Origin of the sequence: Larkinella arboricola, assembly GCF_003259745.1 — a bacterium.
Lineage (GTDB): Bacteria > Bacteroidota > Bacteroidia > Cytophagales > Spirosomataceae > Larkinella > Larkinella arboricola.
The window spans coordinates 527,576-551,137 of sequence record NZ_QLMC01000003.1; the positions used below are offsets into that span (position 1 = coordinate 527,576).

The 23,562-nt window shown below is 53.3% G+C and carries 19 protein-coding genes; 10 read left to right on the forward strand and 9 right to left on the reverse strand.

Translation table 11 applies throughout. From position 1 onward, the window contains the following. Window positions 1–47: 47 nt before the first annotated feature. A complete protein-coding gene (locus tag LX87_RS13570) occupies window positions 48–863 on the reverse strand; it encodes a helix-turn-helix domain-containing protein (RefSeq protein ID WP_111628778.1) in 816 nt (271 codons plus the stop codon). Between the two features lie 533 nt (window positions 864–1,396). Here LX87_RS13570 and LX87_RS13575 point away from each other — a divergent pair. Then, complete coding sequence (locus LX87_RS13575; protein WP_111628779.1) at window positions 1,397–2,545, forward strand: glycoside hydrolase family 18 protein; 1,149 nt, start codon at window positions 1,397–1,399, stop codon at window positions 2,543–2,545. A gap of 50 nt (window positions 2,546–2,595) precedes the next feature. On the opposite strand, the gene LX87_RS13580 is transcribed toward LX87_RS13575, so the two are convergent. Next, on the reverse strand, window positions 2,596–2,892 hold the full coding sequence (locus LX87_RS13580) for an antibiotic biosynthesis monooxygenase family protein (protein ID WP_111628780.1): 297 nt from the start codon (window positions 2,890–2,892) through the stop codon (window positions 2,596–2,598). A gap of 225 nt (window positions 2,893–3,117) precedes the next feature. On the opposite strand from LX87_RS13580, the gene LX87_RS13585 reads away from it, so the two are divergent. Further along, window positions 3,118–3,822 (forward strand): glycerophosphodiester phosphodiesterase, encoded by a 705-nt coding sequence (locus tag LX87_RS13585; protein ID WP_229310653.1) that lies wholly within the window; start codon window positions 3,118–3,120, stop codon window positions 3,820–3,822. Between the two features lie 96 nt (window positions 3,823–3,918). Here the strand turns inward: LX87_RS13585 and LX87_RS13590 are convergent, their stop codons facing one another. Continuing rightward, window positions 3,919–5,088: an MFS transporter gene (locus LX87_RS13590; RefSeq protein ID WP_111628782.1), complete on the reverse strand. Its 1,170-nt coding sequence runs from the start codon at window positions 5,086–5,088 to the stop codon at window positions 3,919–3,921. 306 nt (window positions 5,089–5,394) lie between these two features. Here LX87_RS13590 and LX87_RS28580 point away from each other — a divergent pair, with 306 nt between their 5' ends. The 6 genes from LX87_RS28580 to LX87_RS13620 all read left to right on the forward strand — a co-directional run bounded on the left by LX87_RS28580 (window position 5,395) and on the right by LX87_RS13620 (window position 14,688). Continuing rightward, window positions 5,395–5,724: a DUF6660 family protein gene (locus LX87_RS28580; protein WP_146624482.1), complete on the forward strand. Its 330-nt coding sequence runs from the start codon at window positions 5,395–5,397 to the stop codon at window positions 5,722–5,724. A gap of 102 nt (window positions 5,725–5,826) precedes the next feature. Next, entirely contained in the window at window positions 5,827–10,236 is a 4,410-nt protein-coding gene (locus tag LX87_RS13600) for a CusA/CzcA family heavy metal efflux RND transporter (protein ID WP_111628784.1), read from the forward strand. Beyond that, window positions 10,233–11,465, forward strand: a complete 1,233-nt coding sequence (locus LX87_RS13605; protein ID WP_111628785.1) for an efflux RND transporter periplasmic adaptor subunit — start codon at window positions 10,233–10,235, stop codon at window positions 11,463–11,465. The genes LX87_RS13600 and LX87_RS13605 overlap by 4 nt, the downstream gene beginning before the upstream one ends. Before the next feature lie 12 nt (window positions 11,466–11,477). Beyond that, a complete protein-coding gene (locus tag LX87_RS13610) occupies window positions 11,478–12,098 on the forward strand; it encodes a hypothetical protein (RefSeq protein WP_111628786.1) in 621 nt (206 codons plus the stop codon). A gap of 5 nt (window positions 12,099–12,103) precedes the next feature. Further along, on the forward strand, window positions 12,104–14,107 hold the full coding sequence (locus LX87_RS13615) for a heavy metal translocating P-type ATPase (protein ID WP_111628787.1): 2,004 nt from the start codon (window positions 12,104–12,106) through the stop codon (window positions 14,105–14,107). 5 nt (window positions 14,108–14,112) lie between these two features. Next, window positions 14,113–14,688 carry a YdeI/OmpD-associated family protein gene (locus LX87_RS13620; protein ID WP_111628788.1) on the forward strand — a complete coding sequence of 192 codons (576 nt, stop codon included), beginning with the start codon at window positions 14,113–14,115 and terminating at the stop codon, window positions 14,686–14,688. 32 nt (window positions 14,689–14,720) lie between these two features. Here LX87_RS13620 and LX87_RS13625 read toward each other — a convergent pair whose 3' ends face one another. Next, entirely contained in the window at window positions 14,721–15,473 is a 753-nt protein-coding gene (locus LX87_RS13625) for an SDR family NAD(P)-dependent oxidoreductase (RefSeq protein WP_111628789.1), read from the reverse strand. A 77-nt stretch (window positions 15,474–15,550) separates the two neighbouring features. Beyond that, window positions 15,551–16,501, reverse strand: a complete 951-nt coding sequence (locus LX87_RS13630) for a helix-turn-helix domain-containing protein (RefSeq protein ID WP_111629194.1) — start codon at window positions 16,499–16,501, stop codon at window positions 15,551–15,553. 243 nt (window positions 16,502–16,744) lie between these two features. Between LX87_RS13630 and LX87_RS13635 the strand changes: the two genes are divergently transcribed. Next, window positions 16,745–17,101: a M61 family metallopeptidase gene (locus LX87_RS13635; RefSeq protein WP_111628790.1), complete on the forward strand. Its 357-nt coding sequence runs from the start codon at window positions 16,745–16,747 to the stop codon at window positions 17,099–17,101. A gap of 32 nt (window positions 17,102–17,133) precedes the next feature. Here the strand turns inward: LX87_RS13635 and LX87_RS13640 are convergent, their stop codons facing one another. The 4 genes from LX87_RS13640 to LX87_RS13655 all read right to left on the reverse strand — a co-directional run bounded on the left by LX87_RS13640 (window position 17,134) and on the right by LX87_RS13655 (window position 21,773). After that, the gene (locus LX87_RS13640) at window positions 17,134–19,173 is read right to left on the reverse strand and encodes an OPT family oligopeptide transporter (protein WP_111628791.1); all 2,040 of its coding nucleotides are present in this window, start codon (window positions 19,171–19,173) and stop codon (window positions 17,134–17,136) included. 109 nt (window positions 19,174–19,282) lie between these two features. After that, window positions 19,283–19,741, reverse strand: a complete 459-nt coding sequence (locus LX87_RS13645) for a regulatory protein RecX (protein ID WP_111628792.1) — start codon at window positions 19,739–19,741, stop codon at window positions 19,283–19,285. A gap of 153 nt (window positions 19,742–19,894) precedes the next feature. Further along, complete coding sequence (locus LX87_RS13650) at window positions 19,895–20,827, reverse strand: RraA family protein (RefSeq protein WP_111628793.1); 933 nt, start codon at window positions 20,825–20,827, stop codon at window positions 19,895–19,897. 10 nt (window positions 20,828–20,837) lie between these two features. Next, window positions 20,838–21,773: an RraA family protein gene (locus tag LX87_RS13655; protein WP_111628794.1), complete on the reverse strand. Its 936-nt coding sequence runs from the start codon at window positions 21,771–21,773 to the stop codon at window positions 20,838–20,840. A gap of 294 nt (window positions 21,774–22,067) precedes the next feature. Between LX87_RS13655 and LX87_RS13660 the strand changes: the two genes are divergently transcribed. Further along, a complete protein-coding gene (locus LX87_RS13660) occupies window positions 22,068–23,540 on the forward strand; it encodes a mandelate racemase/muconate lactonizing enzyme family protein (RefSeq protein WP_111628795.1) in 1,473 nt (490 codons plus the stop codon). The last annotated feature ends 22 nt before the right edge of the window (window positions 23,541–23,562 follow it).

Consider the following 23,562-nt stretch of genomic DNA (forward strand, 5'->3'; position numbering starts at 1 on the left):
TAGCGGAACTCCGCAGGGCAAAATAGAACGAAACCGACAACCGCGCTTTAATAAATGGAAGATCGGTTTTCGGCAAACGGGTCAGGAAACCGGTGCAGTTTCAGCGGAGAAAAACCGGTAAATTCCCTGAAAGACCGTGTGAAATGCGACTGATCGGCATACCCGTTATCAAACGCCACATCGGACAGCTTTTCGTACTTCCGGCCGGTCAACTGCTTCAGCGTGGACTGAAACCGGCAAATCCGGGCAAACAGGCGGGGAGAAATCCCGATGTACTGCTCAAACCGTCGCTCAAATGTCCGTTCCGATATGTGTAGGGTTTTCTGTAACTCAACCAGGGAAGCATGGCCGTTGGAAGCCCGAATCCGGCTGACGGCAAAATCCAGCATCCGATCGGCTTTAGGGTAATTGAGCTGAAGCATTCGGAGTAAACAGGAAGCAATTGTTTCGACCTGATCGGTTACACAATCGGTCTGGGAAAGCCCCTCCAGTAACGAAACGCCGGAAAGTGTAGGCAGTTCGCCCAGATCAAAACAGGTGTCGGTCAGTTCGTCGGCTTTGAGGCCCAGCAGCGGTCGGATGGCGTAGGGATGCAGCATAAAAATGACTATCCGAAACCGGCCGTCGGTCGCAATGTGAACCGGTTTTAGCGTTTGTCCGTACAGAAAAATGGACATGGACGGGTAGCGTTCTTCGTTCAGCGTAAAGCTCCGCACCGATTGCTGGAAGACAATTCCTGGGCAGCCGTCGGCGTAGAACCGGAATGAGTTCGATGAAATGACCTGCTCACAACCTTCCAGAACCAGAATGTCCTTTACATACGGTCGCAGCGCCGGGTGTCGATGAAGGAGTTGCTGAACCATGTCAGTTAGTACGAGATGTTCCCAAAGCTATGAAACTGAAAACGTTAGCGCAATTAATAGTTGTTGAGCGGCCATTTTCTTATGCCTAACGCTTCCCTGACCGATCTGTATGCCCCGATTCAGCGAAAAAAATTTGAAAAATTTTGCCGGAATTTTTCAAACCCGGAAACAATTTGTCCCGTTTGTTGTTATTAGACTATCTCTCACTCGAAGTAAGGATGAGAACGGAAACGCAAATTATCCTTGCAGATTGAGTGAACAGAAGCCAGATGACGAAATCGTCTGGCTTTTTTATTGCTATCCACTTTAAGGTATAGCGATCTCGAAAACCGCCAGGAGAATCGAAAAAGAGTGGTACAGAATCAGAAGTTTTGAAAAATGAATGGGAGCCCCTTCCGGCAGCGTTCCCTAAATGTGCAGGCCGCCCGGCTTTCGTGTAGCCTTCCGGCAAAAATAGAAGGGCTTGGTGGGTTCCGCCCCTGCTGTTAATTTTACAGTTTCTGTACCAAATTTATTTTTCTACTAACCTTCTGATGAAACGATTTCACGCGTTAACACTGCTGGCCTTTTTTTGCCAGTTTACTCTTATTTCCAAAACCGTACTGGCTCAGTCTAAATCGAAGAAATATGTGCTGATCGGATACGTGGGCGGTGGCGGCTGGACCAAAAACGACATTGAAGCCCAGAAGCTTACCCACATTAATTACGCCTTTGCCGTGCCTGCCGAAAACGGTGAACTGGCTCCGATCAAAGCGCGGGACTCCGTTAATCTTGCCACGCTAAACACGCTTAAAGCCGTTAATAAAGACCTGCAAATCCTGATTTCCATCGGGGGCTGGGGTGGTTGCCGGTATTTTTCGGATGCCGCCCTGACGGAGGCTTCCCGGAAGAAATTTGCCAACAGTGCGGTTTCGTTCATGAAAAAACACCGGCTCGACGGCGTGGATATTGACTGGGAATACCCCGACCAGATTGGCGAAAACAACATCTTCCGGCCGGTCGATAAGCAGAATTTTACGCTCCTGCTGAAAGAATTGCGCAAACAACTGGACGCGCAGGGCAAAAAAGACAGACGCCCGGCTTCCCGGCATTACCTGCTGACAGCGGCCACCGGGGGCGACACGGCTTTTGTCAACCATACCGAACTGGGCAACGCGCAGAAATACCTCGATTACGTCAACATTATGACGTATGATCTCTACCACGGCAACGACAAAAAAACGGGCCACCACAGCCCGCTGTACCAGTCGGAACTAAGCGACCGGTCACGCAACAGCTCGGACGATGCCGTTAATGGCCACATCAAAGCGGGCGTTCCGGCGGGCAAAATTGTGCTGGGGCTGCCTTTCTACGGGCGCGGCTGGACCGATGTCAACCCCGTCAACAAAGGGTTATTTCAGCCGTCGGCGGGCAAGCACATCAGCCCGAATTATTACGATCTGGCCGCCAATTACGTGAATAAAAACGGCTACACACGGTATTGGGACGATAAAGCCAAAGCTCCCTATTTGTGGAATCCGGAAAGCCGTACGTTCATTTCCTACGCCGACAAGGAATCGATGATGCATAAGATCAGGTATGTGAAATCCAAAGGGCTGGCGGGTGCCATGTTCTGGGAGTATTCGCTGGACCTGAAAGAAGATAAACTGCTGGACGTGCTGGTGAAAGAACTGGCCAACTAAGCGCCCCTGCCAGTTGGATTCTGATTCAACCGGCAGGGAGAATTTGCGGGTTAGACAACCTGTACAGCTACTTCGTAATAATCGATGGTGGGCGGCCCGGCAAAATAGTCTTTCATTTCGATTAAAACATTTTGCAGAAAACCGTTGGTTTCGGCGTTTTGCCGGGCTTCTTCCGATTCCCACAACGTCACCATCAGACACGTATTTTTGGACGAGTTGGTTAAAAACCGGCTGTTTTTAAAACCGTCCAGTGTTTTGAGGGCTGGCCCGACCGAATCGCGGAAATAAGCCGTTGCTTTTTCAAGCGTATCCGGCTTTAGGGGAACTTGGATAACGCGTGCGTACATAGCATAAGAGGTTAAGGATTAATGCATTACTCCTGACAAGGTACGTTTTAATTCATTGCGTTGCGTAGTAACGTACTGTAAAGATGCGGTCCTTTTAGAAAATTGTCCGACTCCTTACGCCCGTTGCTATTACCTTTACAGCATTAACCTTTTATTCCCATGAAAACCGTCTTTTTCCGTTTCTTTTTGTCTGTTTCGCTTACTAGCTGCCTAACGGTATGCAGCATGGCCCAAAGTAAAGTGATTGCCCACCGGGGAGCCTGGAAAAATACCGGCGCTCCGCAAAACTCGATTGCGTCGTTGCAGCAGGCCATTAAACTGGGTTGCTACGGCAGTGAGTTCGACGTACACATGACCGCCGACTCCGCCCTGATTGTGAACCACGATCATACCTACCAGGGTGTCAACCTCGAAACCGCCCCGGCTGCCGACATTAAAGCCCTGCGGCTCAGCAACGGCGAGCCCCTGCCGACGCTGGAAAGCTATCTGAAAGAAGGCTTGAAGCAGAAGAAAACCCGTCTGGTGCTGGAAATCAAGGCGTCGAAAGTCAGCAAGGACCACTCACTGGCCCTGTCTACCAAATGTGTACAGGCCGTCAAAGCGCAGAAAGGCCGTAAGCGGGTCGACTACATCAGCTTCGATTACGACGTTTGCAAAAAGGTGAAGGAACTGGATCCATCGGCCAATGTAGCGTATCTGAACGGCGATAAAGCCCCGGAACTCCTGGCCGCCGACGGTTTATATGGACTGGACTACCACCACAGCGTCATGAAGAAAAATGAAAACTGGATTCAGGAAGCCCACCAGAAAAAGCTAACCGTCAACGTCTGGACTGTCAACGATCCGGAAATGATGAACTGGCTGGTGGAACGCAAAGCCGACTTCATTACCACCGACGAACCCGAAAAACTACTGCAAATGATAAAATAGAAAAAAGAGGATAGACAAGAGAGTAAAGACAAAAGCTTGCGCAGCTCTTTCTTCTCCTGTCTATCCTCTTTTTTCTCTTGTCTTCTGTCTTTTATCTTACTCTCCTTTCACCTTCCTGCCCATCAGCGCAACGCAAAGCCCCATTCCGGCGATGATGGTGAACGACAGCCGCAGACTCGACCAACCGGCCACAAAACCAATCAACGGCGGACCAATCAGGAAGCCTAGAAAGCCAATGGTTGAAACAGCCGCCAGCGCCACACCCGGCGACATAACCGTCGATTTACCGGCAGCACTGTACACCAGCGGCACCACCGACGAAACACCAAAACCGACCAGGAAAAAGCCGAGGATGGCCGTGCTCAGGTATGGTAAGGCAACAGCGATCAGCAAACCGGCAGCAATCAGCACACCGCTTACCTGCAAGGTACGCTTCAACCCGTAGCGAGTCGCAAACCAGTCGGCAATAAAGCGGCCCATTGCCATCGTGCTCATGAAAGCCGTATAGCCCGCGCCCACCATTGCTTTGTCGGCCAGCACCACTTTCTTGAAATAAATACCGCTCCAGTCGAACATGGCACCTTCACAGATCATCGCACAGAAGGCAATAATTCCCAGCGTCAATAACGTTTTATCCGGTTTGGCAAAAATCGGCTGATCGCCGTTGTTGTTCACATCTTCCGGCAGGATATACCGCGAAGCAACGGCCAGCAACGCCAGGGCGAAGAACAGCACAGCCGCAAAATGCTGATACGGAACAATGCCCGCACCAATCATGAAGGCTCCCAGCATGGCTCCAGCAAAACCCGCCAGACTCCACAAGCCGTGAAACGAAGCCATAACCGGCCGATTGTACAGGGCCTCAACACCCACCGCCTGCGTGTTGATCGAAATGTTAGCCATGTTACCAAATAGCCCAAACATAAACAGACAGCCCATCAACTGCGGAGTACTTTGCGCCAAACCCAGGCTGAGCAAGGTAAGCGCGTAAAGACCAACGGCCAGCGTAGCCACTTTTCGGCTTCCAATTTTGGCTGTCAGCCAGCCCGCCATCGGAAGTGACAGCATCAGTCCGGCCGGAAGAGCCAGCAGAACCCCGCCCAGTTGGGCATCCGACAAACCCAGCGTTTGCTGAATGCTTGGAATCCGGGATGCCCAACTGGCAAACGATAATCCCTGTAGGAAAAACAAGGCTCCCACCGCAGTTCGGCGAACGCTACGAGTGGAAAGCCGTGGTAATGAGAGATGAGAAATCGTAAAATTCATTCTAGGAAAAAGTCAATATATCAGGTTGTATTCAAATCGCTCTCAGAGAACAATGGCGGCAAAAATAGCTTTATTTTCAACACATAACGCTATTCTCACCTAATCACACAATCAAAAATGACGCAATTAAGTTCTTGGATTTAGCCAATTCTAAAAGAGTTCGCACAGATTGTAGAGATAATACAAAAAGTCTGCCAACCCCTTTCCCAAGCCTGAAACAGCTTGGGGAGAAAATTATTTTTTCATTTTAGGGATGCCACGGTTTTTGACTACCTGTTGCACAACTTTTTCGGATAATTTTACGACATGAAGTCTCTGATCTGCTTGTTGATGAGCGTCCACCTGCTTTTTTTGTCCGTCTGGCCCTGCGCCGACGGATGCCTGAAGCTGCGCACCGACAAACAGACCGCAGCGACGCTGGCCAGCGACGATCATCAGCACGAAGGCGGCAACGCGGGCGCTGATTTGTGCTCCCCGTTCTGCGGCTGCGCCTGCTGCGGTACGGTTCTCGAACCCGGGCATGACATTCAGTTCGCCTTTGCGGTTTTATCGTTTTCTTCTCCCCGGTACGAAAGCTTCGTGCCAACCCTTTCAACTGCCCTCCTTTCGTACTGGCAACCGCCCCAGCTTGGCTAAGATAGGATACCTGCGCCCCACTGGTTCTGTGCAACCGGGTTGCATTGCTCACCGCTGATCGTGAGCACCCATCGCTTTTCTTATCTTAATTTCCTCTACGGTATGCTGGATTCCATCATCCGATTTTCCATTCAGAATAAACTCATTATTGGCCTTCTGACGCTGGGACTGATCATTTGGGGCGGTTATTCGCTCAGCCAGTTGCCCATCGACGCCGTGCCGGATATTACCAACAATCAGGTCCAGATCATCACCCGCTCGCCCGCCCTGGCAGCCCCGGAAGTCGAGCGGCTCATTACCTTCCCGATTGAGCAGACGATGGCGACGATTCCCGAAATCGACGAAATCCGCTCGTTTTCCCGCTTCGGGCTGTCGGTCGTAACCATTGTTTTTCAGGAATCGACCGACCTCTACTGGGCCCGTCAGCAAATCAGCGAACGCTTATCAACCGCCCGCAGCCAGATTCCGGCCGGTACCGGCGAACCCGAAATGGCTCCGGTCACTACGGGTCTGGGCGAAATTTATCAGTACGTGATCTACGCCAAACCGGGTTATACCGAAAAATATCCGCCCACCGAACTGCGCACCTTGCAGGATTGGGTGGTCCGGCGGCAGTTGCTGGGAACACCCGGCGTGGCCGATGTCAGCAGTTTCGGCGGTTTATTGAAGCAGTACGAAATTGCCATCGACCCCGACCGGCTGCGTTCCTACGGTTTAAGCATCGGCGATTTGTTCACGGCTTTATCTCGCAACAACCAGAACACCGGCGGTGCGTACATCGACAAGAAACCGAATGCGTACTTCATTCGCTCGGAAGGCTTAGTGGGTAGTCTGGCCGACATTGGCCGGATTGTCATTCGCCGGACGCAGGGCGGAGTGCCCGTGCTAATTCGCGATGTGGCCACCGTCCAGTACGGTTCGGCCAACCGCTACGGTGCCCTAACCCGCAACGGACAGGGGGAGGCCGTGGGCGCACTCGTCCTGATGCTCAAGGGCGAAAACGCCAACAAAGTCATCGGGCAGGTCAAAAACCGGATGGAACAGATTCGTAAAACGCTGCCCGAGGGTGTGGATATACACGCGTTTCTGGACCGCAGCGAGTTGGTAGGCCGCGCCATTAATACCGTTACCCGTAACCTGATCGAAGGGGCACTCATCGTCATTTTTGTTCTTATCCTGTTTCTGGGCAACTGGCGGGCCGGGCTGATCGTCGCGTCGGTGATTCCCCTATCGATGCTTTTTGCTATCGGAATGATGCAGGTGTTCGGCGTGTCGGGCAACCTCATGAGTCTGGGCGCGATTGACTTCGGTCTTATTGTAGACGGAGCTGTCATCATCGTGGAAGCCACGTTGCATCATCTGGGTGTGCGAAAACTAAGTCGTCTGACACAGGCCCAGATGGATGAGGAAGTGTTTGAATCGGCCAGCCGGATTCGCACCTCGGCGGCTTTCGGCGAAATCATTATCCTGATTGTTTATCTGCCGATCCTAGCCCTATCAGGCATCGAGGGTAAGATGTTCGGCCCAATGGCGCAGGTGGTCGGTTTTGCCATCGCCGGTGCGTTCATCCTCTCGCTGACGTACGTACCGATGATGTCCGCGCTGGTTCTGAACAAACAGATGACGGCGCAACGAACCATTTCCGACCGGATGATGGATTTCTTTCTCCGCCTGTACGAACCGGTTATCCAGGGCGTCATGCGCCAAAAAGCCGTGGTCTTATCGGTAGCGGTTTTTCTGCTGGTGGGCGCGGGCTGGCTGTTTACAACGCTGGGCGGTGAGTTTATTCCAACCCTCGACGAAGGCGATTTTGCCGTGGAAACCCGCGTACTGACTGGTTCGTCGTTAAGCCAGACCATCGAAAAAACCACTCAGGCCGAACGGGTTTTGCTGCAAAAGTTTCCGGAAGTCAAAGAGGTCATCAGCAAGATTGGCGCGGGCGAAATCCCCACCGACCCGATGCCGATCGAAGCCGCCGACATGATGGTAATTCTCAAACCCCGATCGGAATGGACCTCCGCGTCGAACCGGGAAGAACTGGCGGCCCGAATGGCCGAGGCACTGAAAGCCGTTCCGGGTGTGACGTTCGGCTTTCAGCAACCGATTCAGATGCGCTTCAACGAATTGATGTCGGGTGCAAAACAGGATGTGGCCGTGAAAGTGTTTGGGGAAGACCTGAATGAATTGACCCGACTTTCAAAACGAATCAGCGGGTTAGTGAGCGGTGTCGAAGGAACCACCGATTTATACGTAGAGCAGGTGCAGGGATTACCCCAGATTGTCGTAAAACTGGACCGCGAAGCCCTGGCGCGTTACGGATTATCGGTCGAAGATGTAAACCGGACCATCAGCACGGCATTTGCCGGAGAAAGTGCGGGGCTGGTCTACGAGGGTGAACGCCGGTTCGATCTGGTGGTCCGGCTGGCGGGCGAAAACCGGCGGAGCATCAACGACGTGCAAGGCCTGACCGTAGCCAGCGCCGACGGACCACCCATTCCGCTCTCCGAAATTGCGGTGGTTGAGCTACTGTCCGGTCCCAACCAGATTCAGCGCGAAGATGCCAAACGCCGTCTCACCATCGGTTTCAACGTACGCGGCCGCGATGTGGAAAGCGTCGTTACCGAATTACAACAAAAAATCAGGCAGCAGATTAACTTCCCGACCGGCTATTACGTCACCTATGGCGGCCAATTTGAAAACCTGATCGACGCCCAGCAACGGCTTCAGGTAGCGGTTCCGGTGGCGCTGGGTCTCATTTTTCTGCTGCTCTTTCTAACCTTCCGCTCCCTGCGCCAAGCGTTGCTGATTTTCTCGGCCATTCCCCTGGCGGCCATTGGGGGCGTATTGGCGCTGTGGTTGCGCGGTATGCCGTTCAGCATCTCGGCGGCCGTCGGTTTCATCGCACTGTTTGGCGTGGCCGTTCTGAACGGCATTGTGTTATTGGCCGAATTTAATTACCAGCGTCGCAACGGCATCACCGACTTGCAGCAGGCCATTTTCCGCGGAACCCAGATCCGGCTCCGGCCCGTGCTGATGACGGCCACCGTTGCTTCCCTCGGCTTTTTACCAATGGCCCTGTCCAATACCGCCGGGGCTGAAGTGCAAAAACCGTTGGCTACGGTGGTCATTGGCGGCCTGATTACGGCCACTTTACTGACCTTGCTGGTATTACCGGTTTTGTATTTCCTGATCGAAAAACGATTCGGCAAACGGGATACCTCACTGTTGCCAGAAACCAAAACCGTTGCGGCTGGCGGATGGCCAATCATCGGTTTGCTGGCACTCGGACTGGGTGCGTTTCCGACCGACAGCAATGCGCAGGTTCAAACCCCACGAAGTCCGTTTTCGCTGGAACAGGCGCTGAATCAAACCTTTCAGCACAATCCGCAGATCCGGGTTTCGGCCCTGAACGTGGAATACCAGCAGGCCCTGCGCGGCACGGCAACGGCGGTTGACAAAACCGATATCCTGGTCACTGCCGGCCAATACAACAGCCGCTACGTCGATCAGTCGCTGCAAATTGGGCAACGGCTCCCGGCGCCCGGCCTGATTCGAAGCCAGAAGGCGCTGGCCGACGCCCGCATTGCCGGGGCCGAAGCCGAAAGCCGTGTTACCCGGCAGGAACTGGCGTTTCAGGTAAAAACCGCTTATTACGAACTGGTTTATCTGCGAACCCTCCACCGGGAACTGATTCGGCAGGACAGCCTTTTGAATGCCGTTGCCCGGGCGGCAGGGGTCCGGCGACGCACGGGCGAAGGGTCTCTGCTGGAGCAAACAGCCGCCGAAGTAGAAGCCCGGCAAATCCGGATGACGCTGATTCAGAACCGGGCCAATCAGCAAATTGAATACCGGCGTTTGCAAACGTTACTTGGCACCGATCAATTGCCCCAGATTACGGATTCGGTGTCGACGGCCCGCGCTCTTCGCCTGCCGGATTCAGCGGCATTGGCTCAAAATCCGGAGCTGGCCCTGTTGCGGCAGCAGATCGAAATTGCCCGGCGCGAAACCGACGTGGAGCGATCCCGGCTGAAACCCGATTACTCGTTCAGCGTAGTCAACCAATCGCTGCGGGGTATCCAGACCATCAACGGGGCTGACCGGTTTTACACAGGCGTCGATCGGTTTACGTACGGACAGGTTGGCATTTCGATTCCGATTGTGGCCAAACCGTTGCGGGCGCGGGTCCGGGCGGCCGAATTGGGCCAGCAGCGGACCGAAGCGCAGTTAATGGCCCGGCGTCGCAACCTGGAAGGAGCCTTTGCCGAACTCCTGCAAACCTACCAGAAAAACCGCGAGACGCTGACCTACTACGAGGAATCGGCCCTGCCGCAAGCGACGCTCATCCGACAGCAGGCCGACCGGTCATACCGCGCCGGAGAGATTGGTTACACCGAACTGTTCCAGAATCTCCGAACCGCGAGCAACATCCAGACGGGTTACCTGGCCGCTCTGAACGACCTGAATCAGACCATCATTCAACTTGAATACCTCCTGGGAAGCACCGAACCATGAAAAATATCCTGAGAATCAATTTATTACTTTTGCTGCTAACTGCTCTCGCTTTTTCGGCCTGCAACCGACAAACGGATACGGACACCGAGGAGCACCACCAACAGGGAGAAAACCACACCGACGAGCACGAAGAACACGCCGAGGGACTGGTGGAACTAACCGACGAGCAGTTCAAAACCGTTGGCATCCGGCTGGGTAGCCCCGAGGAGCGGACGCTCAGCAACCTGATTCGCGTTAATGGTATGGTCAATGTGCCTCCTCAGCAGAAAGTGTCGGTTTCGACGCCTTACGGCGGTATTCTCACGTCTACTCCGCTGCTTCCGGGTCAGGCCGTTAAACAGGGGCAGTTGCTGGCAATGCTCGAAAATCCGGAGTTTATCCGACTGCAACAGGAATACCTGGAAACTACCAGCCAACTTGAGTTTCAGGAGCAGGAGTACGAACGCCAGCGCGAATTGAGCCGCGAAAATGTCGGAACGCTCAAAACGTTTCAGCAGGCCACGTCGCAGGTAAAAATCCTGCGCTCCCGAGCCGAAGGGCTGCGGCAACAACTGGCGCTATTGGGTGTATCGATGGGTGAACTGGCAAAAGGAAAAATTACGCGCACCGTCGCCGTCCGGTCGCCCATTACAGGTACGGTAACGGAAGTAAATGTAAACCGGGGGCGTTTTGTCAATGCAAATGATATATTGTTTGAATTGATTAATACCGCAGGTCTTTATGCTGAATTAACGGTTTTTGAGGGCGATATTGCCAGGGTACAGGTCGGGCAGCGGGTACGGCTTTCCGTTATTGGCGAAAACGGTGGAACTTCCAGCCACGAACGCATCGGGCGGGTTCGGTATATCAACCGCGAAACCGGGGCCGACCGGACCGTGAAGGTCTTTGCTGCGCTGGAAAAACCGGATGCCGCACTCCGGCCCGGCACGTTTCTGAAAGCCCTGATCGAAACCCAGTCGGCTCCGCAGCCCGCTTTACCGGAAGCTGCGGTCATAAAATCGGGAACGGTTTCGCAGGTTTTTGTTTATGAAGGAAAGGAAGAACACGAAGGCACGGTTCACCACCAGTTCCGACCCGTGGCGGTACAGGCCGGTGTTGCCGAAAACGGTTATCAGGCCGTGACCTTACCCGCAACGATCAGAAAAGACGCGCAGGTGGTCATTGCCGGTGCCTACGATCTGCATTCCGTTCTGAACAACTCGGAAGAAGTGGGCGGTCATGTTCATTAACAAATCAAAGAGATGTTATTTAATCTGCTTATTGGTAGTATTCTGCTCGGAGCCGTACACGCGGCCATTCCAAACCACTGGCTTCCGGTCGTTCTCATCGGACGAAGCGAAAACTGGACCCTGCGCGAAACACTGGGTGTGGCGGCCCTGAGCGGCTTTTTTCACACCCTCAGCACGGTGATTCTGGGCGTCCTGATCGGTGCCATCGGCGTCGAACTGTCCGAGCGACTGGAGGAGCAAACCCGCTGGATTGCGTCGCTGATCCTGATTTTTATGGGGCTGGTGTATTTCGCCGTTCATAACCCGCACGGTGCCCACGAACACGTTCCCAAAGGATTATCGGGCCGATCAAAACGCACCATCGTTGGCACATTGGCCCTAGCGATGCTGCTGTCGCCCTGTCTGGAAATCGAAACGTTTTTCTTTACCGCCGGAACGCTGGGCTGGCCGGCCATCACCACCCTGAGTATTGCCTACACCGTTGTCACGATTGCCTGTATGGTTGGGCTAACGGCCCTGTCGTTCCGGGGGTTGGCAAAATTGCACTGGCACTGGCTCGAACACCACGAAAAACAGATCACCGGCGGTATCCTGATTGCCCTCGGTATCCTCAACTTTTTTATCGAATTGTAAACGATATGGCAACCCATCATAATCATTCCCACGACGACGGGCATACCCATGATCATGATCACGACCACGGTGCGCTGGACCTGATCGAAACCGAATCCTCCGCAGCCGTTTCGGCTGGTTCGGAACACGCCCCTTCAACCTGGGAAGGCTTCCGGGAATACGTTCCGGTCATCATCAGTCTGGTTCTGTTGCTGGGCGGTATTTTGCTGGATAACTACGCCGACTGGTTTCGCGATCCGTGGCGGTTTCTCTGGTATCTGGCGGCTTACTGGCCCGTTGGCTGGCCGGTATTGCGCCGGGCCGGACGCCAGATTGCGAAAGGCGACGTTTTCACCGAATTCTTCCTGATGGGCGTCGCGACCATTGGCGCGTTTGCCATTCGCGAATACCCCGAAGGTGTGGCTGTCATGCTGTTTTACACCGTCGGCGAATTGTTTCAGGATGCGGCTGTCATGCGGGCGCGTCGGTCCATCAAAGCCCTGCTCGACGTGCGGCCCGATACCGTGACGGTGTTGCGCGACGGAAAAGCCGTTCCGACCAAAGCCGCTCAGGTAAAAATCGGGGAAGTGATTCAAATTAAGCCGGGTGAAAAAGTGGGGCTGGACGGTAAAATGCAGTCTGAAACCGGTTCGTTCGATACGGCTGCCCTGACCGGCGAGAGCGTTCCGCGCACCATCAAAAAGGGCGAAGACGTGCTGGCGGGGATGATTAACCGGCAAACCCTGGCCGAAATGGAAGTGACCACGCTCTACCAGAATTCCAAGCTGTCGCGCATTCTGAAACTGGTGCAGGAAGCCACCGGACGTAAGGCCAAAACGCAGGAGTTCATCGCCCGTTTTGCCAAGATTTACACCCCGCTCATCTGCGCCCTGGCCGTATTGATTACGGTCGTGCCGTACTTTTTCGTCGCGGATTACCGCTTTCAGGACTGGCTTTATCGGGGTCTGGTTTTTCTGGTGATCGGTTGCCCGTGTGCGCTGGTCATTTCCATTCCGTTGGGTTATTTCGGCGGCATTGGCGCGGGGTCACGGCAGGGCATCCTGTTCAAAGGTTCGGTTTTTCTGGACCTGATTACGCAGGTAAAAACCGTCGTGATGGACAAAACCGGCACGCTAACGCAGGGTGTTTTTAAGGTGCAGGATGTTCAGACGAGCGGTATTTCGGAACATGAGTTAACCCGGCTGACGGTGGCTCTGGAAAGCAAATCTACGCACCCGGTAGCCACCGCCATTCTTGCGTATGCCGGTACCGGTGAGCCTTTGTTACCGGCTGAAAACGTGGAAGAAATCCCCGGCCATGGTTTGAAAGGAACCGTAGGCGGCAAAACCGTGCTGGCGGGAAACGCCAAACTGCTCCGGAAATTCAATATACCGTTTGATGAGAACCTGACCACCATTCCGTTTACGGTGGTGATGGTGGCCGTTGAAGGGCGGTTTGCCGGCTCCTTAACCATTGCCGATCAGGAAAAAGACGATGCCGCCGAAACCGTGAAGCAACTGCATCGCATGGGTTTGAAGACCGTCATGCTGTCGGGCGACAAAGCAACGGTGGTCCAGGCTGTGGCCCAAAACGTGGGCGTTGATGAAGCCGTCGGTGATTTGCTGCCGGAAGATAAAGTTCGGGAAGTGGAGCGATTGAAACAGGCGCTTTCGGCGAATCCAAAACAAAAACTGGCTTTTGTGGGCGACGGTGTCAACGATGCACCGGTGGTGGCGCTGGCCGACGTGGGCATTGCGATGGGCGGTCTCGGCTCCGACGCAACGATTGAAACCGCCGACGTGGTGATCCAAACCGACCAGCCGTCGAAAATTGCCACGGCGATTAAAATCGGAAAGGCCACACGGCAGATCGTATGGCAGAACATCACGCTCTCGCTGGTCGTCAAAGCCATTGTGCTGCTGCTGGGCGCGGGTGGAGTGGCTACCATGTGGGAAGCAGTTTTTGCGGATGTGGGGGTTGCCCTGCTCGCAATTCTAAATGCAGTCCGGGTTCAGAATCTGAAGTTTTAAAGCATATGGCATTGTTTTTTGCAACGCCCGCCGAGTTTCGGAAATGGCTGGAAGAAAATCATCAAACTGAAAAAGAATTGATTGTCGGTTTTTACAAAGTGGGTTCCGGCAAGCCGAGCATGACCTGGCCGCAGTCAGTCGATGAAGCCCTGTGTTTCGGTTGGATCGACGGCATTCGGAAATCCATCGACGAAACCAGCTACCAGATTCGGTTTACACCACGTAAGGCCAAAAGCATCTGGAGCGCCGTGAATATCAGGCGCATGGGCGAACTCATCGAGGAGGGGCTTGTCTACCCCGCCGGGCTGAAAATTTTTGAAGAACGGGACCCGAAAAAAGCCGGTATTTACTCGCACGAAAACGAAGCGAAAGAACTCGATGCGGCTTTGGAAGCCCGGTTGAGAGCCAACGAAAAAGCCTGGACGTTTTTTCTGAAACAGGCACCATCTTACCGCAAAGCAGTCATCCACTGGTTGTCGGGTGCTAAACAGGAAGCCACGCGTGAGAAACGCGTGGCCCAACTAATCGAAGACTCGGCAAATGGTCGGAAAGTGGCGCCCTTCCGGCGCCCGGGTGAATAAGGCCCCAAACGCTCACGATCCATTACACCAAATTACAGATTCATGCCGCCCGTAACCTCAATGCGTTGACCGTTGACCCATTTGGCGTCTTCGCTGCATAAAAAGGCTACCACGCCCCCCACATCGTCCGGCAAACCAACCCGCCCCAAGGCTGTTATGCCCGCGACATACTCACGCATCGCCGGGGTATCGATCATTGCCCCACCTCCAAAAACGGCCCCGGGGGCCACCACGTTGGCCGAGATCCCCCGTGCGCCCAGTTCCAGGGCCAGATACCGCGTAAAGACCTCTACCGCACCTTTCATAATCCCATAAGCCGAGACTCCAGGATAGGAATAACGCGTTACACCAGACGAAACGTTAACAATCCGGCCACCGTCATTGAGGGAGGGCAACATCTTTTGAGTTAGAAAATAAACCCCTTTCAGATGAATGTTCATCATTTCGTCAAATTGAGCTTCAGTCGTCTCCAGGATTGGAGCAGAAAAGCCCGTGCCGGCATTATTGATCAGAAAATCAAAACGGTCGGTATTAAAAACGGTTTGCAGCGTTGAGGTAACTTGTTGAGAGAAAGCGTCGAAGCTACTGATATCGGCCACATTCAGGGGCAAAGCTATTGCTTTCTGCCCAAGGGCTTCTATCTCGGCTACCGTGGTTTGCGCTTCTACCTGATTGCTCTGGTAGGTCAGCAATACCTGTATACCTTTTTGGGCTAAACTCAGAGCAATGTTTTTACCGATACCCCGGCTTCCACCGGTCACTAATGCAATTTTGGAAATTTTCATCTGGCTTTTGGTCTTAATTTAAACAGTGCAAAAGTCCGCCAGATGAGGAATCGGGTGTTTGTCCCGGCCAATCAATTTTATGTATAATTCAAACTAGGTGTTTGTAGTCGGAAGGCGCCAGGAGCAAATGAGGTCTCACGCTTAAAGAATTTGGCAAAGTGCGCAACATCTGCAAAACCGAGGCTGTCGGCAATTTCGGCAATGGTCCAGTCGGTTTGCCGTAACAAGATTTTGGCTTCCTGAATGATACGCCCGGAAATAAGGTCGGTGGTGGTCAGGCCCGTTGTTTCTTTCAGTATCTTATTGAGATGGTTGACATGAACCGCCAGTTGGTCGGCATAGTCTTTGGCCGTACGCAGGCGCATTTGTTGCTGCGGAGTTTCGATGGGGAACTGCCGCTCCAGTAGCTCAATAAACAACGAAGTCATCCGGGCCGAAGCGGTATGGTTAGGGTGCAACGCACTGGTCGACTGCAACTTCTGCCCTAGGTGAATCAGTTCTAGTGTATACGTGCGGAGCAGATCGTACTTATAAGCATAATCGGAAGCGATTTCGTCCTGCATCTGCTCGAAAATGGCCTGAACCCGATTGGAACTCATTTCAGACAGGAAGAAAACCCGGTTTCCCGACATTTTGAAAATGGGTAATTCGTCGAGCATAACCCCACTTTTGGTTGGTTGAAGAAACTCTGCGGTAAACACGCAGAACTGCCCGGTTTGCCGCCCTTTCGGTAGCCAGTAAAAAGGAACTTTGGGCGTTGAGAAAATCAGGGCCGGTTGCGTAATCTCGATGGTGCCATCAGGGTATTCGGCCGTGCTAGGTCCTGTCAGAAGACTAATCTTGTAGAACACCCGGCAGGGATACGGTGTGATGGCTTTATCACGTGTTGTCTGGGCAAAATCAGTCAGGTTAAAAACATTAAAGTGCCCTACCTCCTGCTGAATGCCGCTTGGCAGAAGTGCGCTTAAATCCTTGGAGGAACCCGTCGATAAGCGCAGGCAAAGCTCTTCGAATGAAGTCGTATTCATCGATCCCAAATTTGTAAAAATCAAATATAGGAAAAAGAGCCCGTTTATCGTATAACTTCCTTGACTATCCTCTGAAGTCTGTCAACCTCTACGCTGGCTGACCTTCCGCGCCGGGGAAAGGGTCTTTAGAAAGGCTTTGTCAGTCTTTTCACAAGGGTTCAGCTAAGCCTGACACTTATAACAGTCTCTTACTAGTTTGAATTCATCTGATAAGATGCTTAACAGGAGCCGTCATCCGGATTTTTGACATACGATATCCGGGCCACCCGAAACTTTGTGGCCGGGAATTATCTGCACAAGAGCCACGGCTATATTTCACCAGCGGGCGTGTTTCTGCATCCCGAAGGCCAACTGAAACATCCGGTATCCGTTACCTTAAAACCGTATTCAAAATGGCCGCAACTCATCGCAACGGGGCTGGATTCGGTGGCCGGACAGCCACAGACGTTTTCCGCACTGGATTACGACTTTCTGTACGACAGCTCGATGCTGATGGGCAAGCTGGAACAACTACCGTCGTTTGAGGTCAGGAAAATTCCGCATTACGTCATTCCCAACCCCAATCCGCTCCGGACCGTCATCCTGAAAAGCTGGCGATAAAATCAATCTTAAATGCCATCTGGAGTTGAACGTCAAGCGCGTTTCATGGCAACCCGGTAGAGGATGACCGCCAGACCCAGAAACGCCAGAGCGCCCAGAAGTTGGTAACCGCCCGCTCCGAGTGCGCCCTCCAGCGCCGGTTCAAGCGTCAGACCCGCCAGAAAGTTGTAAACCGATTCATTAACCGATAGTAGAGCAACAAATACCCCGGCCAGCGCCCCACCAGCTACCAAACCGGTCGAAAACAAACTTCCCCGGCCCAGATCAGCGTCTTCCTCGACAATGCCTTTGCGCTTGAAATTCCAATCGACCAGGGCTTTCACGCAACCACCGGCGAAAATGGGCAAGGTCGTTGAAAGAGGCAGGTACAGGCCGACGGCAAACGCCAGCGCACTAATACCGCAGATTTCGACGACAAACGACATAAAAGCACCCACCAGTACAAACTGCCAGTCGAGGTTGAACGACAGCAGCCCTTTGATGAGTGTTGCCATCAGTGTGCCTTGTGGGGCCGGAAACCGGTCGCTGCCGATGGCGTGGGTGATGCCCTGCGCAACGAGGTCGGGCGTGGGTGTATCCAGAACTTTGACTGTAGCACCAACCGCCAGTGAGGAAACGACAACCCCGACAAACAGGGCCATTTGCTGGTATTTGGGCGTTGCGCCAACTAGAAAACCGGTTTTTAAATCCTGCGAGGTAGCACCGGCCGTTGCGGCTGCAATACAGATCATACCGCCAACAACCAATACCGTCGGTTCATAAATTTTGCCCGTTAGCCCGACGCCAATAAAGACCAATGCCGTGCCCATGATAGTGGCGATGGTCATGCCCGAAACCGGCGACGAACTGGAACCGATCAGTCCCACAATCCGGCTGGCGACGGTCACGAAGAAAAAACCAAATACGACGACCAGAATGGCGATCAACAGTTTGGTCAGAATGGTATCGCCGGGAATTTGCGGCAGAATAACCATCAAAGCCGCCAGAGCAATGCTACCGAAAATGACGACCCGCACCGACAAATCCTGCTCCGTCCGCCGAACCTGCGCACCTTCCGTAGCCACATCCACTTTTTTGAAACTGTCGCGAAATGACGAAACGATGGTCGGAATGGTTTTCAACAACGTCATGAAACCACCCGCCGTGACGGCCCCCGCGCCAATTTGGCGGATGTAGGCCCGGTAGATGGCAGCCGCCGTGTCGTTAAACGTATGCGTGGTGGGATTCCAGCCACCCGGTCCGCCCGCCGTTTGCAGATTGGTTAAATAACCGAGTTTAATCAGTTGTAACGCAATAATATCACCCGGCACCAGCGTTGCCAGCAGCGGAATCAGCGCCAGCCAGGCCAGAATACCGCCCCCGACTAATACCGCCGAAATCCGAAAACCGATGATGTAGCCAACGCCCAGATACTCCGGCGTGATTTCACCCGACACCTGCGCCGACGGGAAATACCGGTTTACCTGCTGCGTGGCCCAGGTGGGAACTTCGGCAATGACGTGCAGCACTTTTTGCAGAATGGCGTAAAGTAAGGCTACCCCCAGGCCCCGGTAAGCCATCTTGGCAAAGTCACCGCCCCGTTCGCCCGCAATCAGTACCGAGCCACAGGCCGTCCCTTCGGGGTAGGGCAGTTTGCCGTGTTCCTCCACAATGAGCGCCCGGCGCAGCGGAATCATCATGAGCGTACCGAGCAGCCCGCCCAGAATCGCCAGCGTCAGAATGGTCCAGTAGTTGAAAAAGTCGTCGCCAACGCCCTCGGTCAGAAACAGGAAGCCGGGTAAGGTAAAAACCACACCGGACGCGATGGACTCGCCCGCCGAGCCGGTGGTCTGGATGATGTTATTTTCGAGGATGGTGGTTTTCAGAAACTTCCGGCCGAGCGAAATGGCCAGGACTGCAATGGGAATGGAAGCCGAAACCGACAAACCGGCTTTTAACGATAAATAAACCGTGGCGGCCCCGAACAAGACGCCAAACAAAGCCCCGGTAATGACGGCTTTGAGCGTAAATTCGGCAGTTGACTGATTATCGGGAATATAGGAGCGAAACTCGGTAGACGGTCTGGTTTCCATGAGCAGGGATCAGGATTTTCGCGAAAGATAATCAAATGCGGTCTTGTTCAACCACCCGATGCCGCTGCCGTTGGAAGAAACCGGAGAAAATGAGTTCCGGGCCGTCGGTTTACTCCTGCCCGCCCAGCACCGACCACACCATATCGCTTTCGTAGCCTTTCCCGATGGCGTAGCGCACCAGCTTCTGCTTCATTATCAACGGGTTTTCGCCCTGCAAGCTGCGTTTCTTTTTCTCGAGCAAATCAACAAGCGTCTGGCGGTAATCGTCGGGTTCGATTTCCTTCATGGCCTGATCGAGGTTATAGCCGGTAATGCCGCGCTGTTTCAGGTGCTGTTTGATTTTGTGTTTGCCCCATCGTTTCACCCGAAATTTGCTACCCGCAAAAGTTTTGGCAAACCGTTCTTCGTTCAGGTAATTTTGCTCGATCAGCCAAACGATGATTTCCTCGGCTTCGTCGCCGTACACATCCCATTCGTTCAGCCGTTCGCGAACTTCCCGCTGCGTGCGTTCCTGGTAGGCACAAAACGAAGCCGCCCGGCGCAGAATATCTTTTGATTGCTCGGTCATTTTTTAGAAGTGAGAGAGTAGACACGAGACTGGAGAAATGAATGCCAACTCAGAAAACGGTTCCGTTTTTTCTCTCCTGTCTCAAATCTTCTGTCTATAAACAACAAAAAACGGCCGAAGATAGCTCCGGCCGTTGTGTCATTCAACCCAAAATTACCAGGTTCGTTTGCTCATGACTTTGTCCAGTTCGGCGCGGGTCATGGTGCCAAGTTCCGGGTGTTGAGCGAGCCATTTCAGGAACTCCACTTTAATTTCGTCGGTCCACTGGCTGTCGATCTGGCCCGTCGTATAGCGGCCTGATTTCACCGTTTCAAAGCCAAACTGGTCCTTACGGGTTACAAATTCGCAGGTTGCGACAACCTGTTCGGCCAGGTGCGCTGGCACAAACAGAACGCCCTCCCGCTGGGCAATCACCAGATCGCCGGGCAACACCATCGTATTGCCCATCCGAATCGGCGAATTCAGGCCCATCAGCACCATTTCTTCCAGAAACGACGGGTGGAAATCACGCACATACGCGTTGAATCCCTTGATATTCTGCAACTCCTGCAAGTCGCGGGCGGACCCGTTGAACACAACGCCGTTGCCGGTTTTGCTGAAAATGGCATTGCCCAGGGTGGCGCCCACGAGCGTTCCTCCGCCAATTTTCCCGAAACCGTCGGCCACGTACACATCGCCTTTGGTCAGCGTTTCGATGGGCCAGGTGTTGGTGTTTCCCTTACGACCTTGCTTGCTGATACCGCGCTCTTTGATGTTTTTCTCCACATCCGGACGGCTGGGCATGAACATCGCCGTAACGGCCCGGCCTACTACCGCAACATCGTTGTGGATGAATTTCCAGCCGCCTTCGAATTGATTCAGGTATCCTTCATTTTTCAACACCGTCCAGGCATCGTCGATTCCAATCTTTTTAGCCCGTTCAATCAGCGCGTCCGGAATTTTGGGCCGTCCGTCCGGAAAGCGTTCGCCCTTCCATTCGGAGGTTAAAAAGACCAGTTCATCTTTCGGCATGGTTTGCGCAACAACGGAATAGCCGGTCAACAGGACGGCAACAAAGGATACGAAAAGAGCAATTCTGTAGTTCATAGTGGGTTAATTAGTGGCCGCCTTTGGCCAAGTACGCTTCAATGTCTTTTTGAGTGATTGCCAGTTTTTTGGGGTATTTAGCTACCCAGGCTCTGAATTCATTCTTGATTTTGTCCGACCAGTCGCCGTGAATTTCGCCAGATGGGTATTTGCTTTGCTGCAACAGAAACCGTTCAAACTCGTCGCGCAAAGCCGTCATTTCCGAAGCCGACACCAGCCCTTCGACCAGGTGAGCCGGAATGAAAACCACCCCGTATTCGTTCGCAAACACGACATCGCCGGGCAGAACCGTCACATCTCCAACGCGGATTGGCGCGTTGATGGACGTGGGTGTCATGTCTTTGATGTACGACGGATCGTGGCCTTTCACCCAGGCGTTGAACCCTTTGGTGTCTTTCAGCTCCTGCATATCGCGGATGGAACCGTAGAAAATGACCCCTTTGCCGGTTTTGCCGTAAATGGCGTTGCCCAGGCTGGAACCAATGAGCGTTCCGTCCTTGATTTTACCGTACCCATCGGCCACATACACATCGCCTTTGGTCAGAATATCAATCGGCCAGATGTTGATACCGCCTTTCTGCGAGCGCCCCTCGGCTTTCCCGGTTTTCCGAACCAGGCTATCCAGGTCGGGGCGGGTGGGCATAAACTGCGCCGTTACCACCCGGCCGGTCATGGTTTCACCCGGTTTAAGAATGATCCAGTTTTTTTCGACCTGATTCCGGTAACCTTTATTGCCCAGATAGCCCCAGACCTGCTCCAGCGTACAATTCTGTAAGCGCTCCAGAACCAGATCCGGCACCTTCGGACGCCCGTCCGGAAAGCGTTCACCCTGCCAGTTAGCGGTCAATGCTTTCACGTACTCGGGAGATGAGCCGACTTGTTGGGCCTGTGCCAGCAAACTTCCCGACAGAGCGACGGCCAGCACTAGTAAAGTTTTCTTAATCATTGCTTTATAAGGGTAAGGATGGCTAATCAGCGAAATTATACTCTTACATACGTTGATAAAAATGAAAAATAGGCCTCTTCTCCCTTTACGGAGCCGTTGACAGCATCAAAAAGGCAATCGGCTGGGTAAAATACTGACAGAAGTTGGATTTAGAAAAAAATAGATCTCCTCAGCCGGAAAGTAAGCTTTTTTATTATCTTTCCAAACAAATTGAATTATATCAAGACGCAATACAACTATTATAACCAGATATCGCTTGGGCATCTTATCCAAATCCCTAAATTCCGTTAAAGCATGAAGAAAGTTCAACATCTACTTGAGTGGCTTAAAAAGCATCCCGCCCCGACAGCGGCCAGCCAGCCGTCCATCGAACCATCAACCGGGGTCGACCGGCGTAACTTCCTTCGCAATTCGGCGCTGGGCGGTTTGTCGCTCGGCCTGATGTTTGACGGCAAACCGGAGCGCGAGATGGAGTATATTACGCAGAAAGTCAAGCGGGATTCAAAGCCGTCGGAACTGAAAATCACGGACCTGCGGGTAGCGGTTTTGCAGGGTGTACCCTTTTCCAGCCCCATCATCCGGATCGACACAAACCAGGGCCTGGTGGGCTGGGGTGAAGTACGCGATGGTGCCAGTCCCAATTATGCCCTGATGCTGAAAAGCCGTCTGCTGGGTAAAAACCCGTGCAATGTCGAGAAGATTTTCAAAGAAATTCGCCAGTTTGCCGGACACAGCCGGGCCGCCGGTGGGGTCTGCGGGGTTGAAATGGCGTTGTGGGATCTGGCCGGGAAAGCCTACAATGTACCGGCTTATCAGTTGCTGGGCGGAAAATACCGGGATTACATCCGGCTCTACGCCGACACGCCCGAAGGCCGGGACTACGACGAGTTTGCCAAACACATGGTTCGGCGCCGGGATCAGGGATATACGTTCCTGAAAATGGACTTCGGCATCGGGATGCTGGCCGACACGCCGGGTATGCTGGTGGGCGCTAAAAACTGGAGCGTCAAACAGCAGTGGAACGATGCCAAGCCGGGCATGATGGGAAATTACGCCCTGACGAAACACCCGTTTACCCGGATTCAGGTCACCTCAAAAGGGATTGATACGCTGGCGAAACACGTTGGCCGGGTACGGGATATTGTTGGCTATGACACGCCTTTATCAGCTGACCACTTCGGACACTTTGACGTTAATACCGCCATTCAGATCGGAAAAGCGATGGAACCGTTCCGGCTGGCCTGGCTCGAAGACCTCGTTCCGTGGTTTTACACCGATCAGTGGAAACAGATTTCCGACGCCATCGATACACCGACGCTGACGGGTGAGGATATTTTCGGCAAAAAGGAATTTATCAAACTCATCGACGCCAACGCCATCGACATGATCCACCCGGATCTGGCTTCGTCGGGCGGTCTGCTGGAAACCAAGAAGATTGGGGATTATGCCGAAGAAGCCGGTATTCCGATGGCCATGCACTTTGCGGGTTCACCAATCTGTATGATGGCTAATATCCACTGTGCGGCTGCTACCGAAAATTTCGTTGCCCTCGAACACCACGGGGTTGACGTGGAAGGCTGGGAAGATATCGTAACCGGCATTAAACCGATTGTTGAGAAAGGTTTCGTAAAAGTACCCGATAAGCCGGGTTTGGGTGTTGAACTGAACGAAGAAGTGGCTAAGAAATTCCTGAAGAAAGGGGCCACCTGGTTTGCACCCACCGAAATCTGGAACACCCGCGACTCCGCCGACCGCGAATGGAGCTAAAAGGAGTGAAGAATTAAAAGTG

Bases quoted from the DNA above. Each gene is read 5' to 3' on its own strand.
- LX87_RS13570 (WP_111628778.1), bottom strand. From the start codon at position 863: ATGGTTCAGCAACTCCTTCATCGACACCCGGCGCTGCGACCGTATGTA.
- LX87_RS13575 (WP_111628779.1), top strand. From the start codon at position 1,397: ATGAAACGATTTCACGCGTTAACACTGCTGGCCTTTTTTTGCCAGTTT.
- LX87_RS13580 (WP_111628780.1), bottom strand. From the start codon at position 2,892: ATGTACGCACGCGTTATCCAAGTTCCCCTAAAGCCGGATACGCTTGAA.
- LX87_RS13585 (WP_229310653.1), top strand. From the start codon at position 3,118: ATGGCCCAAAGTAAAGTGATTGCCCACCGGGGAGCCTGGAAAAATACC.
- LX87_RS13590 (WP_111628782.1), bottom strand. From the start codon at position 5,088: ATGAATTTTACGATTTCTCATCTCTCATTACCACGGCTTTCCACTCGT.
- LX87_RS28580 (WP_146624482.1), top strand. From the start codon at position 5,395: ATGAAGTCTCTGATCTGCTTGTTGATGAGCGTCCACCTGCTTTTTTTG.
- LX87_RS13600 (WP_111628784.1), top strand. From the start codon at position 5,827: ATGCTGGATTCCATCATCCGATTTTCCATTCAGAATAAACTCATTATT.
- LX87_RS13605 (WP_111628785.1), top strand. From the start codon at position 10,233: ATGAAAAATATCCTGAGAATCAATTTATTACTTTTGCTGCTAACTGCT.
- LX87_RS13610 (WP_111628786.1), top strand. From the start codon at position 11,478: ATGTTATTTAATCTGCTTATTGGTAGTATTCTGCTCGGAGCCGTACAC.
- LX87_RS13615 (WP_111628787.1), top strand. From the start codon at position 12,104: ATGGCAACCCATCATAATCATTCCCACGACGACGGGCATACCCATGAT.
- LX87_RS13620 (WP_111628788.1), top strand. From the start codon at position 14,113: ATGGCATTGTTTTTTGCAACGCCCGCCGAGTTTCGGAAATGGCTGGAA.
- LX87_RS13625 (WP_111628789.1), bottom strand. From the start codon at position 15,473: ATGAAAATTTCCAAAATTGCATTAGTGACCGGTGGAAGCCGGGGTATC.
- LX87_RS13630 (WP_111629194.1), bottom strand. From the start codon at position 16,501: ATGAATACGACTTCATTCGAAGAGCTTTGCCTGCGCTTATCGACGGGT.
- LX87_RS13640 (WP_111628791.1), bottom strand. From the start codon at position 19,173: ATGGAAACCAGACCGTCTACCGAGTTTCGCTCCTATATTCCCGATAAT.
- LX87_RS13645 (WP_111628792.1), bottom strand. From the start codon at position 19,741: ATGACCGAGCAATCAAAAGATATTCTGCGCCGGGCGGCTTCGTTTTGT.
- LX87_RS13650 (WP_111628793.1), bottom strand. From the start codon at position 20,827: ATGAACTACAGAATTGCTCTTTTCGTATCCTTTGTTGCCGTCCTGTTG.
- LX87_RS13655 (WP_111628794.1), bottom strand. From the start codon at position 21,773: ATGATTAAGAAAACTTTACTAGTGCTGGCCGTCGCTCTGTCGGGAAGT.
- LX87_RS13660 (WP_111628795.1), top strand. From the start codon at position 22,068: ATGAAGAAAGTTCAACATCTACTTGAGTGGCTTAAAAAGCATCCCGCC.